The sequence below is a fragment of the Pseudomonas sp. B7 genome (assembly GCF_016735645.1).
GTDB lineage: Bacteria > Pseudomonadota > Gammaproteobacteria > Pseudomonadales > Pseudomonadaceae > Aquipseudomonas > Aquipseudomonas glycinae.
Genome location: NZ_JAERRE010000002.1, coordinates 509,767 through 526,184 on the forward strand (window position 1 = coordinate 509,767; position 16,418 = coordinate 526,184).

Annotated in this window: 13 protein-coding genes; 11 read left to right on the plus strand and 2 right to left on the minus strand. The window is 62.2% G+C overall.

The features are described 5' to 3' along the window. Positions 1-123: 123 nt before the first annotated feature. Complete coding sequence (locus JKA62_RS07245; RefSeq protein ID WP_201817087.1) at positions 124-2,343, minus strand: primosomal protein N'; 2,220 nt, start codon at positions 2,341-2,343, stop codon at positions 124-126. A 168-nt stretch (positions 2,344-2,511) separates the two neighbouring features. Between JKA62_RS07245 and rpmE the strand changes: the two genes are divergently transcribed. From rpmE to JKA62_RS07260, 3 genes are all read left to right on the plus strand, one after another. Next, positions 2,512-2,730 carry a 50S ribosomal protein L31 gene (rpmE, locus tag JKA62_RS07250; protein ID WP_007952398.1) on the plus strand — a complete coding sequence of 73 codons (219 nt, stop codon included), beginning with the start codon at positions 2,512-2,514 and terminating at the stop codon, positions 2,728-2,730. 41 nt (positions 2,731-2,771) lie between these two features. Next, complete coding sequence (locus JKA62_RS07255; RefSeq protein WP_201817089.1) at positions 2,772-3,554, plus strand: thermonuclease family protein; 783 nt, start codon at positions 2,772-2,774, stop codon at positions 3,552-3,554. Between the two features lie 184 nt (positions 3,555-3,738). After that, entirely contained in the window at positions 3,739-5,007 is a 1,269-nt protein-coding gene (locus tag JKA62_RS07260; protein ID WP_007952395.1) for a malic enzyme-like NAD(P)-binding protein, read from the plus strand. 201 nt (positions 5,008-5,208) lie between these two features. Here the strand turns inward: JKA62_RS07260 and JKA62_RS07265 are convergent, their stop codons facing one another. After that, a complete protein-coding gene (locus tag JKA62_RS07265) occupies positions 5,209-7,656 on the minus strand; it encodes a penicillin-binding protein 1A (RefSeq protein ID WP_201817091.1) in 2,448 nt (815 codons plus the stop codon). A gap of 217 nt (positions 7,657-7,873) precedes the next feature. Between JKA62_RS07265 and JKA62_RS07270 the strand changes: the two genes are divergently transcribed. The 8 genes from JKA62_RS07270 (at position 7,874) to JKA62_RS07305 (ending at position 16,126) form a co-directional block, all read left to right on the plus strand. Beyond that, complete coding sequence (locus JKA62_RS07270; RefSeq protein WP_011332076.1) at positions 7,874-8,938, plus strand: pilus assembly protein PilM; 1,065 nt, start codon at positions 7,874-7,876, stop codon at positions 8,936-8,938. Then, the gene (locus JKA62_RS07275) at positions 8,938-9,504 is read left to right on the plus strand and encodes a PilN domain-containing protein (RefSeq protein ID WP_011332077.1); all 567 of its coding nucleotides are present in this window, start codon (positions 8,938-8,940) and stop codon (positions 9,502-9,504) included. Before JKA62_RS07270 ends, JKA62_RS07275 begins: the two co-directional genes overlap by 1 nt. Then, positions 9,501-10,124 (plus strand): type 4a pilus biogenesis protein PilO, encoded by a 624-nt coding sequence (pilO, locus tag JKA62_RS07280; protein ID WP_011332078.1) that lies wholly within the window; start codon positions 9,501-9,503, stop codon positions 10,122-10,124. Before JKA62_RS07275 ends, pilO begins: the two co-directional genes overlap by 4 nt. After that, positions 10,121-10,645 (plus strand): pilus assembly protein PilP, encoded by a 525-nt coding sequence (locus JKA62_RS07285; RefSeq protein ID WP_197869308.1) that lies wholly within the window; start codon positions 10,121-10,123, stop codon positions 10,643-10,645. Before pilO ends, JKA62_RS07285 begins: the two co-directional genes overlap by 4 nt. Before the next feature lie 14 nt (positions 10,646-10,659). Continuing rightward, positions 10,660-12,738: a type IV pilus secretin PilQ gene (gene pilQ, locus JKA62_RS07290; protein WP_201817092.1), complete on the plus strand. Its 2,079-nt coding sequence runs from the start codon at positions 10,660-10,662 to the stop codon at positions 12,736-12,738. Positions 12,739-12,742: 4 nt separating this feature from the next. Continuing rightward, the gene (gene aroK / locus JKA62_RS07295) at positions 12,743-13,261 is read left to right on the plus strand and encodes a shikimate kinase AroK (RefSeq protein ID WP_011332081.1); all 519 of its coding nucleotides are present in this window, start codon (positions 12,743-12,745) and stop codon (positions 13,259-13,261) included. Between the two features lie 152 nt (positions 13,262-13,413). Then, complete coding sequence (gene aroB / locus JKA62_RS07300) at positions 13,414-14,514, plus strand: 3-dehydroquinate synthase (RefSeq protein WP_201817093.1); 1,101 nt, start codon at positions 13,414-13,416, stop codon at positions 14,512-14,514. Positions 14,515-14,524: 10 nt separating this feature from the next. Further along, positions 14,525-16,126, plus strand: a complete 1,602-nt coding sequence (locus JKA62_RS07305) for an AAA family ATPase (RefSeq protein ID WP_201817097.1) — start codon at positions 14,525-14,527, stop codon at positions 16,124-16,126. The last annotated feature ends 292 nt before the right edge of the window (positions 16,127-16,418 follow it).

A 16,418-nucleotide genomic window follows, 5' to 3' on the forward strand; every position in this document is an offset into this window, starting at 1 on the left:
AAGCGCGGCGGCGCATCGATGCGCGGGTGGAAAAACTGGGCATTATCCGTTGCGAAGACGGGCTTGCCAACCTTAGCAGGCAGGATGTGGATGTGTGGTGACAATTCGGCCGGTTTTGCCCGGTCAGTACAGATCCACCGGATCGACATCCAGCGACCAGCGCACCGCCCGACCGCTTGGCATCTGCTCCAGCACCAGCAGCCAGCTCGCCAGCAATCGGTGCAGCGGCGCCCGGGCCGTGGCCTGCAACAGCAGCTGCGCGCGGAAGCGTCCGGCCCGACGTTCCATCGGTGCCGGCACCGGCCCCAGCAATTCGATGCCGCTCAGGTTCTGTTCGGCCAGCAAGCGCTCGGCCTCGCTGCATGCCTCATCGAGAAAACCTTCGGCCTGCCCTGGCTTGTGGGCTTCGGCGCGCAGCAGGGCGAGATGGGCGAACGGCGGCAGGCCGGCGGCGCGGCGTTCGCTCAGCGCCTGTTCGGCGAAGGCGAAGTAACCCTGCTCGGTCAGTTGCACCAATAAAGGATGGTCGGCGAGGTGGGTCTGGATGATCACCTTGCCCGGTTCTTCCGCCCGCCCGGCACGGCCGGCAACCTGCACGATCAACTGCGCCATGCGCTCGCTGGCGCGGAAGTCGCCGGAGAACAGCCCACCGTCGGCATCGAGGATCGACACCAGCGTCACCCGAGGGAAGTGGTGCCCCTTGGCCAACATCTGGGTGCCGACCAGAATGCACGGCTGGCCTTTCTGGATCGTGGCGAACAACTGGTTCATCGCATCCTTGCGCGACGTGCTGTCACGGTCGACGCGCAACACCGGATAGTCCGGGAACAGAATTGCCAGCCGTTCCTCAGCCCGCTCGGTGCCGGCGCCCACCGGGCGCAGATCGACCTTGTTGCACTTCGGGCACTGGCGCGGCACACGTTCCACGTAACCGCAGTGGTGGCAGCGCAGCTCGCCGTAGCGCTGGTGCACGGTCATTCGCGCATCGCAGCGCTGGCATTCGGACATCCAGCCGCAATCGTGGCACAGCAGAGTAGGGGCAAAACCCCGACGGTTGAGGAACACCAATACCTGCTGGCCGGCGGCGAGGGTCTGGCCGATGGCTTGCTGCATCGGCCCGGAAATGCCGCTGTCCAGTGGACGACTTTTCACATCCAGGCGCAGGAAGCGTGGCTGCTTGGCGCCACCGGCCCGCTCGTTCAGTCGCAGGAGTCCGTAACGACCGGTGTAGGCGTTGTGCAGGCTTTCCAGGGATGGCGTCGCCGAGCCGAGCACGATCGGGATGTTTTCCTGCCGCGCCCGCACCAGCGCCAGATCCCGCGCGTGGTAGCGCAGGCCTTCCTGCTGTTTATAAGAGCCGTCGTGTTCTTCGTCGATGATTATCAGCCCCGGATTCTTCATCGGGGTGAACAGCGCCGAGCGGGTGCCGATAATAATGTCGGCCTCGCCATCGCGGGCGGCGAGCCAGGCATCCAGACGATCACGATCGTTGACCGCCGAGTGCAGCAGGGCGATGCGGGCGTTGAAGCGTTGTTCGAACCGCGCGAGGGTCTGCGGGCCGAGGTTGATCTCCGGGATCAGCACCAGCGCCTGCTTGCCGGCCTCGAGGGTTTCGCGGATCAGCTGCAAATAGACTTCGGTCTTGCCGCTGCCAGTGACCCCGGCCAGCAGGAACGCGTGATAACTGTCGAACCCGGCGCGAATCGCTTCATAGGCGGCGCGCTGTTCGCTGTTGAGCGGCAGTTCCGGCTGGGCCAGCCAGTGTTCATGGCGTGCGCCGGGGGCGTGGCGGCGCACTTCGACCTGCACCAGATCCTTGGCCAGCAGCAGATCAAGGCTGTCCTTGCTCAGCATCAGTTTGCTCAGCAACTGATGGGCCACGCCGTGAGGGTGCTGGGCCAAAGTCGCCAGGGCTTCACGCTGGCGCGGGGCGCGGGCGATGCGTGGGTCATCGAGGCTGGCGCCGGGAGCGGCGGACCAGAAGCGTTCCTGCCGAACTTCGGCCAGTTCGCCCTGGCGCAACAGCACCGGCAGCGCCCAGCTCAACGTGTCGCCGAGGCTGTGCTGATAATACTGAGACGTCCACAGGCACAGCTTGAACAGCGCTGGCGGCAGTGGTGCGGTGACGTCGAGCAGCGCCAGTGCCGGTTTGAGCTTCTCCACTGGCACTTCGCTGGTGTCAGCGACCTCCACCAGAATCCCGATCATCTCCCGTCGGCCGAACGGCACCCGCAGGCGCATGCCCGGTTGCAACTGCGAACGCAGCACGCCGGCCGGGGCCCGATAGTCGAACAGGCGGCGCAGGGGCGAAGGCAGGGCGAGGCGCAGAATGGCGTCGGGCACGCGGAGGATTCTCATAGGCGGGGCGATGGAGAAGGGCGGGAGCCTAGCAGACGGTCGGTCTCAGTGACAGCTTGCGTGATTGGCATTGTCTGGTAGAATCCGCGGCCTAATTACGTGCGGTATTCAACAATCGTGTTGGATGGCGGCACGCCAGCTGAGGAAAACACCATGAAAGCCGATATCCACCCGAATTACCCAGAAGTTGCAGTAACTTGCAGCTGCGGCAACAAGTTCGAAACCCGTTCGACCTTCGGCAAAGCCCTGGCGATCGACGTTTGCAACGAGTGCCACCCGTTCTACACCGGTAAGCAGAAGACTCTGGACACCGGTGGTCGCGTTCAGAAGTTCGCCGACCGTTTCGGTGCTTTCGGCGCGAAAAAGGCCTAAGGCCCTTCATTCTGGAAAACCTCAGCGGCTTTTCCGGTCTGATGAAAAAGGCGTCCCTTGCGGGCGCCTTTTTTGTGTCCGCGATTTGGCTCTCCGCCGCCCAGGCCTTCTGCCTCGTGCCGGCCAGGCTGGACAGCGCCACGGTGCAGCGGGTGGTCGACGGCGACACCCTGCGCCTGAGCGACGGGCGCAATGTGCGGATGATCGGCCTCAATACGCCCGAACTCGGCAAGCAGGGCCGCAGCGACGAACCGTTTGCGGTAGCGGCGCGCAAGCGCCTTGAAGCCTTGGTCGCCGAGAGCGACGGGCGGGTCGGCCTGCGCCTTGGCGCCCAGTCCAAAGACCATTACGGCCGGACCCTGGCCCATGTTTTCAGCGCCAAGGGTGAGAACATCGAAGCGCAGATGCTCGCCGATGGCCTCGGTTTTCAGGTCGCGGTGGCGCCGAATGTCGATCTGGTCGATTGCCAGCAAGCGGCCGAACACCGCGCGCGACAGGCCGGGCTCGGCCTGTGGAAGCGCTCACCTGTACTGAAAGCGGAGCAGATCGAGCGCTCGGGTTTCGCGCTGGTCAGCGGTCGTGTGAGCAAGGTTCAACGCAATCGCGGCGGAATCTGGATCGAGTTGCAGGACAAGCTTGTACTGCGCGTTGCACCCAATCTGCTGGATCGCTTCGATGGCGCTGCTCTGCAGGCGTTGAAGGGCAAGCAGATCGAGGCCCGTGGCTGGGTGGTCGACCGTTCCCGGCGCGGTGGACTGAAATCAGGTCAGGCGCGCTGGCTGTTGCCGCTGACCGATCCTTTGATGCTCCAGCCGTCCCGTTGAATAAAAAGTTGTAGACATTTTTTCTGTCGATTGTGAACAGTCTAACCCTTGTGCGCCGTGGCTCTTGGCCCAAAGTCTTAGGGCAGGGCGCTTGACAGGGGTGACCGGGCAGTCTTGTGGGGACTTTGCGAGGCGCGTATCCTCGCTGACCAGTCTGTCCAACAGTAAAAAGCGGAATGCCAAAATGTCTGATCTGAAAACTGCCGCTCTCGAATATCATGCCAATCCTCGTCCAGGAAAGCTGAGTGTCGAGCTCACCAAGGCCACTGCTACCGCCCGCGACCTGTCGCTGGCCTACAGCCCCGGCGTAGCTGAACCAGTGCGCGAGATCGCCCGCGATCCTGAACTGGCCTACAAGTACACCGGCAAGGGCAACCTGGTTGCAGTCATTTCCGATGGCACCGCGATTCTGGGCCTGGGTAACCTCGGCCCACTGGCTTCCAAGCCAGTCATGGAAGGTAAAGGCGTGCTGTTCAAGCGCTTCGCCGGCATCGACGTCTTCGACATCGAAGTCGACTCCGAGAGCCCGCAAGCCTTCATCGACACCGTAAAACGCATTTCCATCACCTTCGGTGGCATCAACCTGGAAGACATCAAGGCACCTGAGTGCTTTGAGATCGAACGCGCTCTGATCGAGCAGTGCGACATTCCGGTCTTCCACGATGACCAGCACGGCACCGCAATCGTGACCGCTGCGGGCATGATCAACGCCCTGGAAATCGCTGGCAAAACCTTGGCCGACGCCAAGATCGTCTGCTTGGGCGCTGGCGCCGCCGCCATCTCCTGCATGAAACTGCTGGTGAGCATGGGCGCCAAGGTCGAAAACATCTTCATGGTTGACCGTACCGGCGTGATCCACGCTGGCCGTGACGACCTGAACCAGTACAAGGCTGTGTTCGCTCACCCTACCGAGAAGCGCACCCTGGACGACGCCATCGAAGGCGCTGACGTATTCGTCGGCCTGTCGGGTCCAAACCTGCTGAGCGCCGAGCAACTCAAGCGCATGGCGGCCAACCCGATCGTCTTCGCCTGCTCCAACCCGGATCCTGAAATCTCCCCGGAACTGGCTCACGCCACCCGTAACGACGTGATCATGGCCACCGGCCGTTCGGACTACCCGAACCAGGTCAACAACGTGCTGGGCTTCCCGTTCATCTTCCGTGGTGCCCTGGACGTTCGCGCCAAGCGCATCAACGAAGAAATGAAGATCGCTGCCGCCAACGCCCTGCGCGAACTGGCCAAGCTGCCGGTCCCGCAGGAAGTCTGCGACGCCTACGGCGGTATCTCCCTGGAATTCGGCCGTGAGTACATCATTCCGAAGCCAATGGACAAACGCCTGATCACCGTGATCTCCGACGCCGTGGCCAAGGCCGCGATCGAGACTGGTGTGGCGACCCTGCCGTATCCGAAGAACTACCCGCTGAAAAGCGTGGATGACGTGTTCAACGGCTAAGTCGTTGTAGCGCTTCAAGCGAAAGCCCTGACTCGTGAGAGTCGGGGCTTTTTTATGCCTGTTGATTTTGGGGTGATCTTAAGGGCCTCTTCGCGAGCTTGCTCGCGAAGAGGCCGGCCCAGACAACACAAAAATGAACAGGTAATAAAAAGCCCCGCACTTCAATCGAAGGCGGGGCTTTTTAGCGATTCAGGATCAGGATCAGAACAAATCGATCGGCGCCTGTTCATCCGCCGGCAGCGGGCTACCCGGCACGGCACCATTGCCGATCTCGTTGACCGACGGCGGCGTGTCCTCAGCCTTGAACAGCTCGAAGTACGCACCCGGCGTGCTCGGCGATGCCGCACGACCGCTGACCGGATCCACCCGCAGGCTGAGGATGCCTTCCGGCTCCGGCTGGACATGCGGCGGCTTGTCCTTGAGCGCGGCGGCCATGTAGTTCATCCAGATCGGCAGTGCCACGGTGCCGCCGAATTCCCGGCGACCGAGGCTTTCCGGCTGGTCGAAACCGGTCCACACGGTGGTCACGTAGTCGGCGTTATAGCCAGAGAACCACGCATCCTTGGATTCGTTGGTGGTACCGGTCTTGCCGGCGATGTCGCTGCGGCCCAGAGCCAGTGCGCGACGGCCGGTGCCGAGCTTGATCACGTCCTGCAGCATGCTGTTGAGGATGTAGGTGGTACGGCCATCGACGATGCGCTCGGCGACGGCTGGTGCTTGGGGCACGGCAGCGTTGCCCGGCGCTTCACCTGGAACCGGCGCTGCATTGACCGTGAACGCCTGGGTGGCGGGTGCGGCAATGCCGTCGGTAGCTGCGGCGCCCTGAGGTACGGTCGGCGGGTTGGCGACGAACAGCGTATCGCCGTTGCGGCTTTCGATCTTGTCGATGATGTACGGGGTGATCTTGTAGCCGCCGTTGGCAAAGGTGCTCCAGCCAGTGGCGATTTCCATTGGCGTCAGGGTCGCGGTGCCCAGCGCCAGCGACAGGTTTGGCGGCAGGTCCTGCTTGTTGAAGCCGAAGCGGGTGATGTAGTCGATGGTCTTGCCTACGCCCATCGCCTGCAACAGGCGGATCGACACCAGGTTGCGCGACTTGTACAGCGCCTCACGCAGGCGGATCGGGCCGAGGAAGGTGTTGGTGTCGTTCTTCGGACGCCAGACCTTGTCCAGGTACTCGTCGACGAACACGATCGGTGCGTCGTTGACCAGACTGGCGGCGGTGTAGCCGTTATCCAGCGCGGCGCTGTAGACGAACGGCTTGAAGCTCGAGCCCGGCTGACGCTTGGCCTGCATCGCGCGGTTGTAGTTGCTCTGCTCGAAGGCGAAACCACCGACCAGCGAACGGATCGCGCCGTTCTGCGGATCCAGTGACACCAGCGCGCCTTGCGCCTGCGGAATCTGGCTGAACTTCAGCGAATTGTTCGGCTGGCGCTGCACGCGAATCAGGTCGCCGATCTGTGCCACATCCGACGGCTGACGCGGCGCGGCGCCCATGCTGTTGGTGTTGAGGAACGGTCGCGCCCATTTCATGGTGTCCCACGCCACATGCTCTTCGCCGGTGCGGGTCAGCACTTGCAGGCCGGTCTTGTCGACCTGGGTGACGATGGCCGGCTCGAGGCTGCTGATGGTGCGTTGCTTGGTCAGTTCGGTGGCCCAGGCTTCACGGGTCTTGCCCGGCAGGCGTGATTCAGGGCCACGGTAGCCGTGACGCTGGTCGTAGGTCATCAGGCCTTCATGCAGCGCGGTGTTGGCCATTTCCTGGAGGTTGCTCGGCACCGTGGTGGTAACGCGGAAACCTTCGGTATAGGCGTCGCTGCCGTAGCGACCGACCATTTCCGCACGGGCCATCTCGGCGATGTACGGCGCGTTCACTTCCGGGGTCGGCACGTGATAGCTGGCATTCAGCGGCTCGTTGATCGCGGCGGTGTAGTCGGCTTCGGTGATCTTGCCGAGCTTGTACATGCGGCCAAGGATCCAGTCACGACGCTCCTTGCTGCGCGCCGGGTTGGCCAGCGGGTTGAAGCGCGACGGGGCTTTCGGCAGGCCGGCGATCATCGCCATCTGCGCCAGGCTGACTTCGCGGATCGACTTGCCGTAATACACCTGTGCCGCCGCCTCGATGCCGTAGGCGCGGTTGCCCAGATAGATCTTGTTCACGTACAGCTCAAGGATCTCGTCCTTGGTCAGTTGGCGTTCGATCTGCAGGGCGAGAAGGATTTCAGTGGTCTTGCGCGAGAAGCTGCGCTCGCTGGTCAGGAAGAAGTTCTTCGCCACCTGCATGGTGATGGTGCTGCCGCCGGACTGGATGTGCCCGCTCTTGACCAGTTGGGTCGCGGCACGCATCAGGCTGCTCGGATCAACGCCGTAGTGGTTGGCGAAGTTGTCGTCTTCAGCACTTAGTAACGCATTGATGAAATTGGGGGGAATGTCGGCGAAACGGATCGGTGTGCGGCGCATTTCGCCAAATTCTGCGATCAACTTGTTGTCGCTGCTGTAGACCCGGAGCGGAATCTGCAACTGAATGCTTCTCAGCGCCTCCACAGATGGCAAACCCGGACTAAGGTAAAGAAACGCGCCGCTGAGACCTAAAAGCAGTCCGCAGAAAACGGCGACGATGGACCAACCGAAAAATTTCAGCAGACGAATCAAGGCTTTTGGACATCCACGGCAAAGAATGAATTGGGCGACAGGGTCCCGGCTAACACACAGAACGACCCGCGCCGGCAGTAAAAAGCGGAAAAAAACGCTGGGCATTATAAGCACTTTTCCGCTGGGGGCGTCATTTGCGCTTCTGTCAAGACGGGGCGAGGGAACGCAATGCGCATTACAGAGTCCGTAACTCACGGAAAGTCATAGGGAATTGGTAGTGCTAGGACTCTTCAATAAAAAGGCCAATACGTTACTGGGGATCGACATCAGCTCCACATCGGTCAAGCTGCTGGAGCTGAGCCGTCAGGGTGAGCGCTACCGGGTTGAGGCGTACGCGGTGGAGCCGTTGCCGGCGAACGCCGTGGTCGAAAAGAACATCGCCGAGCTCGAGGGCGTTGGCCAGGCTCTGTCCCGGGTGCTGGTCAAGGCGCGCACCGGGCTGAAAACCGTGGCGGTGGCGGTGGCTGGATCTGCGGTGATCACCAAGGTCATCGAGATGGACGCCGGGCTGTCCGACGACGAGCTGGAAAACCAGCTCAAGATCGAAGCCGATCAATACATTCCCTATCCGCTGGACGAGGTCGCCATCGACTTCGAAGTCCAGGGCGTTTCGCCGCGCAACCCCGAACGGGTCAACGTGCTGCTGGCCGCCTGTCGCAAGGAAAACGTCGAAGTCCGCGAAGCGGCGCTCGCTCTCGCCGGGCTGACCGCGCGGGTGGTGGATGTAGAGGCGTATGCGCTGGAGCGCTCGTTCGGCCTGCTGGCCACGCAACTGGCCGCGTCCCAGGATCGGTTGACGGTGGCGGTGGTCGACATTGGCGCCACCATGACCACCCTGAGCGTCCTGCACAACGGCCGGATCATCTATACCCGCGAACAGCTGTTCGGCGGTCGACAACTGACCGAGGAAATCCAGCGCCGTTACGGCCTGACCCTTGAGCAGGCGGGGCTCGCCAAGAAGCAGGGCGGCCTGCCGGACGACTACGTCAGTGAGGTGCTGCAGCCATTTCGCGAGGCGCTGGTACAGCAGGTGTCGCGCTCCCTGCAGTTCTTTTTCGCCTCCGGCCAGTACAACGCTGTCGATCACATTCTGCTGGCCGGCGGCACGGCGTCAGTGCCCGGCCTTGACCGGCTGATCGAAGAGCGCCTGCACACCCCGACCCAGGTTGCCAACCCGTTTTCCGACATGGCCTTGAGCAGCAAGGTCAACGCCGGGGCCCTGGCGAGCGATGCGCCGGCCCTGATGATTGCCTGCGGGCTCGCGCTCAGGAGTTTCGACTGATGGCGCGGATCAACCTTTTACCCTGGCGCGAGGAGCGTCGCGAAGAACGGCGCAAACGCTTCCTGCTGGCCTTGACCGGTGTGGTGGTCGGTTCGGTGGGGGCGGTGCTCATTGCCGACCAGATCATCAGCGCCGCCATCGCGCGGCAGGTCGCGCGCAATGACTACATCGGCAAGCAGATCGCCGTGGTCGACGAGCGGATCAAACAGATCAGCGAGCTCAAGGCTCATCGCCAGCAACTGGTGGAGCGCATGCGCATCATCCAGGACTTGCAGGGCAACCGGCAGATCAGCGGACGGATCTTCGATCAGCTGGCGCGCACCTTGCCTGACGGGGTGTATTTCACCGACGTGAAAATGGTCGGCAAGACCCTGTCGATCAGCGGCGCGGCGGAGTCGAACAATCGGGTGTCCGACCTGATGCGCAATCTTGATGCCTCGGACTGGTTCGATGCGCCCAACCTCAATGAAGTGAAAGCCACCACAGCCGGACAAGTGGATCAGGCCAACGTCTTTCAGCTGACCGTTCGCCAGACTCGTCCCCGGCTCGAGGAGGACGACCAATGAAGCCGTCCGAGTGGCTGGACAGCCTGCGCAATGTCGATTTCAACGACCTCGACACCAGCAACATCGGCTCCTGGCCGCCAGTGGTCAAAGGTCTGGCCGGCGGGCTGTTGATGGTGCTGGTCCTGGCGCTTGGCTATAACTTTTTCATCAGTGATCTGGAGAGCCAGCTCGAGCTCAAGCGTGAGGAGGAGGTCACCCTCAAGGAGCAATTCGCGAGCAAGGCACACATGGCGGCCAATCTCGAGCTGTACACCCAACAGATGAAGGAGATGGAAAACTCGTTCGGCGTGCTGTTGCGACAACTGCCCAGTGACACCGAGGTGCCAGGGTTGCTGGAAGACATCACCCGTACCGGGTTGGGTAGCGGTCTTGAATTCGAAGAGATCAAACTGCTGCCGGAGGTCACCCAGCAGTTCTACATCGAGCTGCCCATCCAGATCACCGTGACCGGGGCCTATCACGACCTTGCCACCTTCGTCAGCGGCGTGGCCGGGCTGCCACGGATCGTCACCCTGCACGATTTCGAGCTGGCGCCGGCCAATCCCGAAGGCGGGCCGAAGTTGCGCATGAGCATTCTCGCCAAGACCTACCGCTACAACGACAAGGGGCTGCAGAAATGAGCCCGATCCGTTTTATCGCCTTGTCGGCATTGTTATTGGTGCTCGGTGGCTGTGGCGGCGATGACTTCAGCGACCTCGACGCCTACATGAATGAAGTGCGCCTGCGTCCACCGGGCAAGATCGAGCCGACTCCGACCTTCCGCTCCTACCCGACGTTCACCTACAGCGCCGCCAATCTGCGCAGTCCGTTTTCGCGCCAGTTGCGGGTCGATCTGGCCGGGCAGAAACACGGTTCGCGCGACGTGAAACCCGATCCCAACCGGGTCAAGCAATACCTCGAAGGTTTCAACATCGAGCAGTTTGAAATGGTCGGCACGATTGCCAACGCCTCCGGTTCCTTCGCCCTGCTGCGAGGCGCGGGCGGGGTTCATCGGCTCAAGGTCGGCGACTATCTGGGGCGCAACGACGGGCGCATCGTCGCCATCAGCGCTTCACAGGTCGATGTGGTGGAAATCGTTCCGGATGGCCAGGGCGCCTGGCTTGAGCGGCCGCGCACCATTCCTTTGAAAGAGCATTCATAAGTGGAAGTCGAACAATGAACAGGATTTTCTCCACCCTCGGTTTCTCGCTATGGATAGCGCTGCTTTCGCCGATGGTACAGGCAGCCAATCTGAAGGCGCTGGACGTCGCGGCACTGCCGGGCGACCGGGTCGAGTTGAAGCTGTCGTTCGACGGCCCGCCTCCGCAGCCCAAAGGCTACACCACCGATTCGCCGGCGCGGATCGCCCTCGATCTGCCGGGTGTCGCCAGTCAGCTGGCGAGCAAGACCCGTGACCTGGGCAGTGGCAATGCCCGCACGGCCACGGTGGTCGAGGCCAATAACCGGACGCGGCTGATCATCAGCCTGACGCAACTGGCGCCGTACGACACCCGGGTCGAAGGCAATACGGTGTTTGTGGTGGTCGGGCAGGGCAGCAAAGCCGCTGCCCCGCGTACGGCGGCTCGTGCACCGCGTGCGGCACCTGCGGCAGCGCCGGTCCGCACGTATACGCCGACCGCCAGGGCCATTCGCGGCGTGGATTTCCAGCGTGGCACGGCGGGTGAGGGCAATGTGGTCATCGACTTGTCCGACCCGGCTATCGCTCCGGACATCCAGGAACACGACGGCAAGATCATCCTCAACTTCACGCGTACCCAATTGCCCGAACCGCTGCGGGTGCGCCTCGACGTCAAGGATTTCGCCACCCCGGTGCAGTTCGTCAATGCCGGTGTCAGCGGTGATCGGGCGACGATCACCGTCGAACCCAGCGGTACGTTCGACTATTCCACCTACCAGACCGACAACAAGCTGACCGTCAGTATCCGGCCGTTGACCGTCGATGACCTGCAAAAGCGCAACGCCGACCGCAACAGCTATAACGGCGAAAAGCTCTCTCTCAACTTCCAGGACATCGATGTGCGTTCGGTGCTGCAACTGATCGCCGACTTCACCAACCTCAATCTGGTAGCCAGCGATACGGTACAGGGCGGGATCACCTTGCGCCTGCAAAACGTGCCGTGGGATCAGGCGCTGGATCTGGTGCTCAAGACCAAGGGGCTGGACAAGCGCAAGGTCGGCAATGTGTTGCTGGTGGCGCCGGCGGATGAAATCGCCGCCCGCGAACGGCAGGAACTGGAATCGCAAAAACAGATCGCCGAGCTGGCACCGCTGCGCCGCGAGCTGCTGCAAGTGAACTACGCCAAGGCTGCGGACATCGCCAAGCTGTTCCAGTCGGTCACCAGTGCCGAGGCCAAGGTCGACGAACGGGGTTCGATCACCGTCGATGAGCGGACCAACAACATCATTGCCTATCAGACCCAGGATCGGCTCGATGAACTGCGGCGGATCGTGGCGCAGCTGGATATTCCGGTGCGTCAGGTGATGATCGAGGCGCGGATCGTCGAGGCCAACGTCGACTACGACAAGAGCCTGGGCGTGCGCTGGGGCGGCTCGATCCAGAACAAGGGCAACTGGAACACGTCCGGGGTCAGCAACGGTTCCTCGACCACCATCGGCACGCCGGGCAGCACCAGCACCAACTCGCCGTTCGTCGACATGGGCACGGTCAACAACACCTCCGGGATCGGCATCGCGTTCATCACCGACAACGTCTTGCTCGACCTTGAGCTGACCGCGATGGAGAAGACCGGCAATGGCGAAATCGTCTCGCAGCCCAAGGTGGTCACGTCCGACAAGGAAACCGCGAAGATCCTCAAGGGCACCGAGATTCCGTATCAGGAAGCCAGCTCCAGCGGTGCTACGTCGGTGTCCTTCAAGGAGGCGTCGCTGTCGCTGGAAGTGACGCCGCAGATCACCCCGGACAACCGCATCATCATGGAGGTCAAGGTCACCAAGGACGAACCGGACTACCTGAACAAAGTACAGGATGTACCGCCGATCAAGAAGAACGAGGTCAATGCCAAGGTGCTGGTGAACGACGGCGAGACCATCGTGATCGGGGGCGTTTTCTCAAATACTCAAAGCAAGGTCGTAGATAAGGTGCCATTTCTTGGCGATGTGCCGTATCTTGGCCGCCTTTTCCGGCGTGATGTGGTTTCGGAGAAAAAATCCGAGCTGCTGGTATTTCTCACTCCGCGTATCATGAATAACCAGGCGATTGCTGTGAGTCGTTGATTCTGTGCGAAATTTGATTCTTGTAGGACCGATGGGGGCTGGAAAAAGCACCATCGGCCGATTACTGGCCAAAGAGCTGCGCCTGCCGTTCAAGGATTCCGACAAGGAAATTGAACTGCGTACGGGCGCCAATATCCCGTGGATCTTCGACAAGGAAGGCGAGCCCGGCTTTCGTGACCGTGAGCAAGCGATGATCGCCGAGCTGTGCGCGTTCGACGGCGTGGTGCTGGCGACCGGCGGCGGCGCGGTGATGCGCGATGCCAACCGCAAGGCCCTGCACGAGGGCGGGCGGGTGGTGTATCTGCACGCCTCCGTCGAGCAGCAGGTCGGACGCACCTCTCGCGACCGCAACCGGCCGTTGCTGCGCACCGCCAATCCGGAGAAAACTCTGCGCGACCTGCTGGCGATCCGTGATCCGCTCTATCGGGAAATTGCCGATCTGGTGGTGGAAACCGACGAGCGGCCACCGCGCATGGTCGTGCTCGATATTCTCGACCGCCTGGCGCAGCTTCCGCCCCGTTAAAGCATCGCTCGAAATGCGCTATCCTCGGCGTCCTGTTACAGCCCGCCGAGGTTGTGGCGGATGGCGAGCGAGCGGCGTCATACCCGCTATAGGCCGCAGACAACCAATAATTCAGGGCAGGACGCCTGCTTCCATCTTCACTGTGGGGACACATGCAGACACTCAAGGTCGACCTAGGCGAGCGCAGCTACCCGATTCACATTGGCGAGGGACTGCTGGACCAGCCAGGGCTGCTGGCCCCGCATATCCATGGGCGGCAAGTGGCAATCATCTCCAACGAGACCGTTGCGCCGCTCTATCTCGAGCGTCTGACCCGCAGCCTGGCGCAGTTCTCGGTGGTTTCCGTGGTGCTGCCCGACGGCGAAGCCTTCAAGAACTGGGAAACCCTGCAACTGATCTTCGACGGCCTGCTGACCGCCCGTCATGATCGCCGCACCACAGTGATCGCCCTCGGTGGCGGTGTGATCGGCGACATGGCCGGTTTCGCGGCCGCCTGCTACCAGCGCGGCGTCGATTTCATCCAGATTCCTACCACGCTGCTGTCCCAGGTCGATTCGTCGGTGGGCGGCAAGACCGGGATCAACCATCCGCTGGGCAAGAACATGGTCGGCGCGTTCTATCAGCCGAACGTGGTGCTGATCGATACCGCGTCCCTGAAAACCCTGCCAGCGCGTGAGCTGTCGGCCGGCCTGGCGGAAGTCATCAAGTACGGTCTGATCTGCGATGAACCGTTCCTGACCTGGCTTGAAGACAACGTCGACGCCCTGCGTGCGCTGGATCAAACGGCCCTGACCTATGCCATCGAGCGCTCCTGTGCCGCCAAGGCGGCGGTGGTCGGCGCTGACGAGAAGGAAACCGGCGTGCGCGCCACGCTCAATCTCGGTCACACCTTTGGTCACGCCATCGAAACCCACATGGGCTATGGTGTCTGGTTGCATGGTGAAGCGGTCGCCGCTGGCACCGTGATGGCGCTGGAAATGTCCGCGCGCCTGGGCTGGATCAGCGAGCAGGAGCGTGATCGCGGCATCCGCCTGTTCCAGCGTGCCGGTCTGCCGGTGATCCCGCCGGAAGAGATGACCGAAGCCGATTTTCTTGAACACATGGCAATTGACAAAAAAGTGATCGACGGTCGCTTGCGCCTGGTGCTGCTGCGCCGGATGGGCGAAGCGGTGGTGACCGACGATTATCCGAAAGAGGTTCTACAGGCCACGCTGGGAGCGGATTACCGCGCTCTGGCTCAGCTTAAAGGTTAATAAGATTCCGATGACTAGTTTGCATGCCGACGAGGCGTTCCTCGGCCATTTCCAGTTAAGTCACGACCCTTTCGCGCCGCGGGTGCCGGGCTTCAAATTCTTCCCGGCCCAGCGCAAGCCGGTGCTGGGTCAGCTGCATCATCTGGCGCGTTACAGCCAGTTGCTGCTGGTGGTCACCGGCCCGCAGGGTAGCGGCAAGACCCTGCTGCGTCAGGCGCTGGTGGCCAGCACCAACAAGCAATCGGTGCAGAGCGTCGTCGTTTCCGCCCGTGGCGCAGGCGATGGAGCCGGTGTGCTGCGTCAGATTGCCCAGGCGCTGGATGTGGCCCAGGCCGAAGTCGGGGCGATCCTCGATCAGGTCGTGCAGCTCGCGCTGACCGGTCAGGAAGTCTATCTGCTGGTGGATGATGCCGAGCAGCTCGACGAGTCCGCGCTTGAAGCACTGATGGCGCTGGGCGCCGGCGCGCCGGAAGGTCGCCCGCATGTGTTCCTGTTCGGCGAGTCGTCACTGATCGCGCAGCTCGAGGCTTTGCACCTTGAGGAAGAGCGCTTTCACGTCATCGAACTGCAGCCGTACACCGAAGAAGAAACCCGCGAGTATCTTGACCAGCGGCTCGAAGGCGCCGGCCGCGGTGTCGAACTTTTCACCGCGGATCAGATCTCTGATATTCACGAAAGCTCAGAGGGTTGGCCGGGCAACATCAACCAGGTCGCTCGCGATGCTCTGATCGAAGTCATGATTGCCAGCCGCTCTGCGGTCAAGCGTCCAAGTATGGGGTTCAACATGCCGAAGAAACACGTATTGGCGATCTCCGCCGTCGTTGTGGTCGCGGTCGCTGCCGCCTGGCTGATGCCGGGTCGCAACAAGGCACCGACCACCGGTGCGCCGGCCAACGAGCAGGCGCAACTGCCCTTGGGCCAGGGTGCGCCGCAAGCGGGTGGCGCACCGTCCGTCGAATTCAACGGCAATACCCAGCCGATGCCGCTGCCATTGGTCGGCAACTCGCAGCCGGTAATGCGCGGTCCGCTGGCTGAAGCCGCTGGGGGCATCACTGAAGGCGACGACGGCGTGCCGGTCGAAGGTTCCAGCAACACGCCACCGACCGTGACCACCACCGCGCCACCTGCGGGCGTTCAGGCCGGCCCTGCGCCGACACCGGTTCCGGTTCCAGTCCCGGCGGCCAAGCCGACCCCGGCGCCGACCCAGGTCGCGACCGCCAAGCCTGCTCCGGCCGCTCCAGTGGCCAAACCGGCTCCGGCACCTGCCAAGCCTGTTGCCGCCGCGAAACCTGCCGAGAAGCCGGTCACCGTCGCCAAGGCTGCCGGTGGCAGCTGGTACGCCGGTCAGCCGACCAGCAACTACGTGGTGCAGATCCTCGGTACCAGCTCCGAAGCGACCGCGCAAAACTTCGTCAAGGAGCAGGGCGGCGAGTACCGTTATTTCAAGAAAGTCCTCAACGGCAAGCCTCTCTACGTGATCACCTACGGCAACTTCGCCAATCGTGATGCAGCCGTTTCTGCCATCAAGGCCTTGCCAGCGAAGGTTCAGGCTGGTAAACCTTGGCCTCGCACTGTCGCCAGCGTCCAACAGGAACTGGCAACAACTCGCTGAAGATTCGGCGGCCTTACCCAGGCCGCCTCTCCAAGCACCTCAAAATCTCTACAAGTGCGCGCCGTCTTCTCTACAGACCGCGTGCCTTGTGGTGTCTGCGTCACAGTAGTCTTTGAGTCGTTGCGGTCAAAATTAAAAAAGTTTTGACTAGCACAGCAGATCGCTTTAAACCTTTCACAAATGCGACATGAATTTGCGACATTTCGTCGTCAAATTTGTGAGCCTCTGTGTCGCTGTGTACAATGACCACCCTTTTGCCCCCGCAAAGCCGGCGTACGTTCGGCGCGGCAAG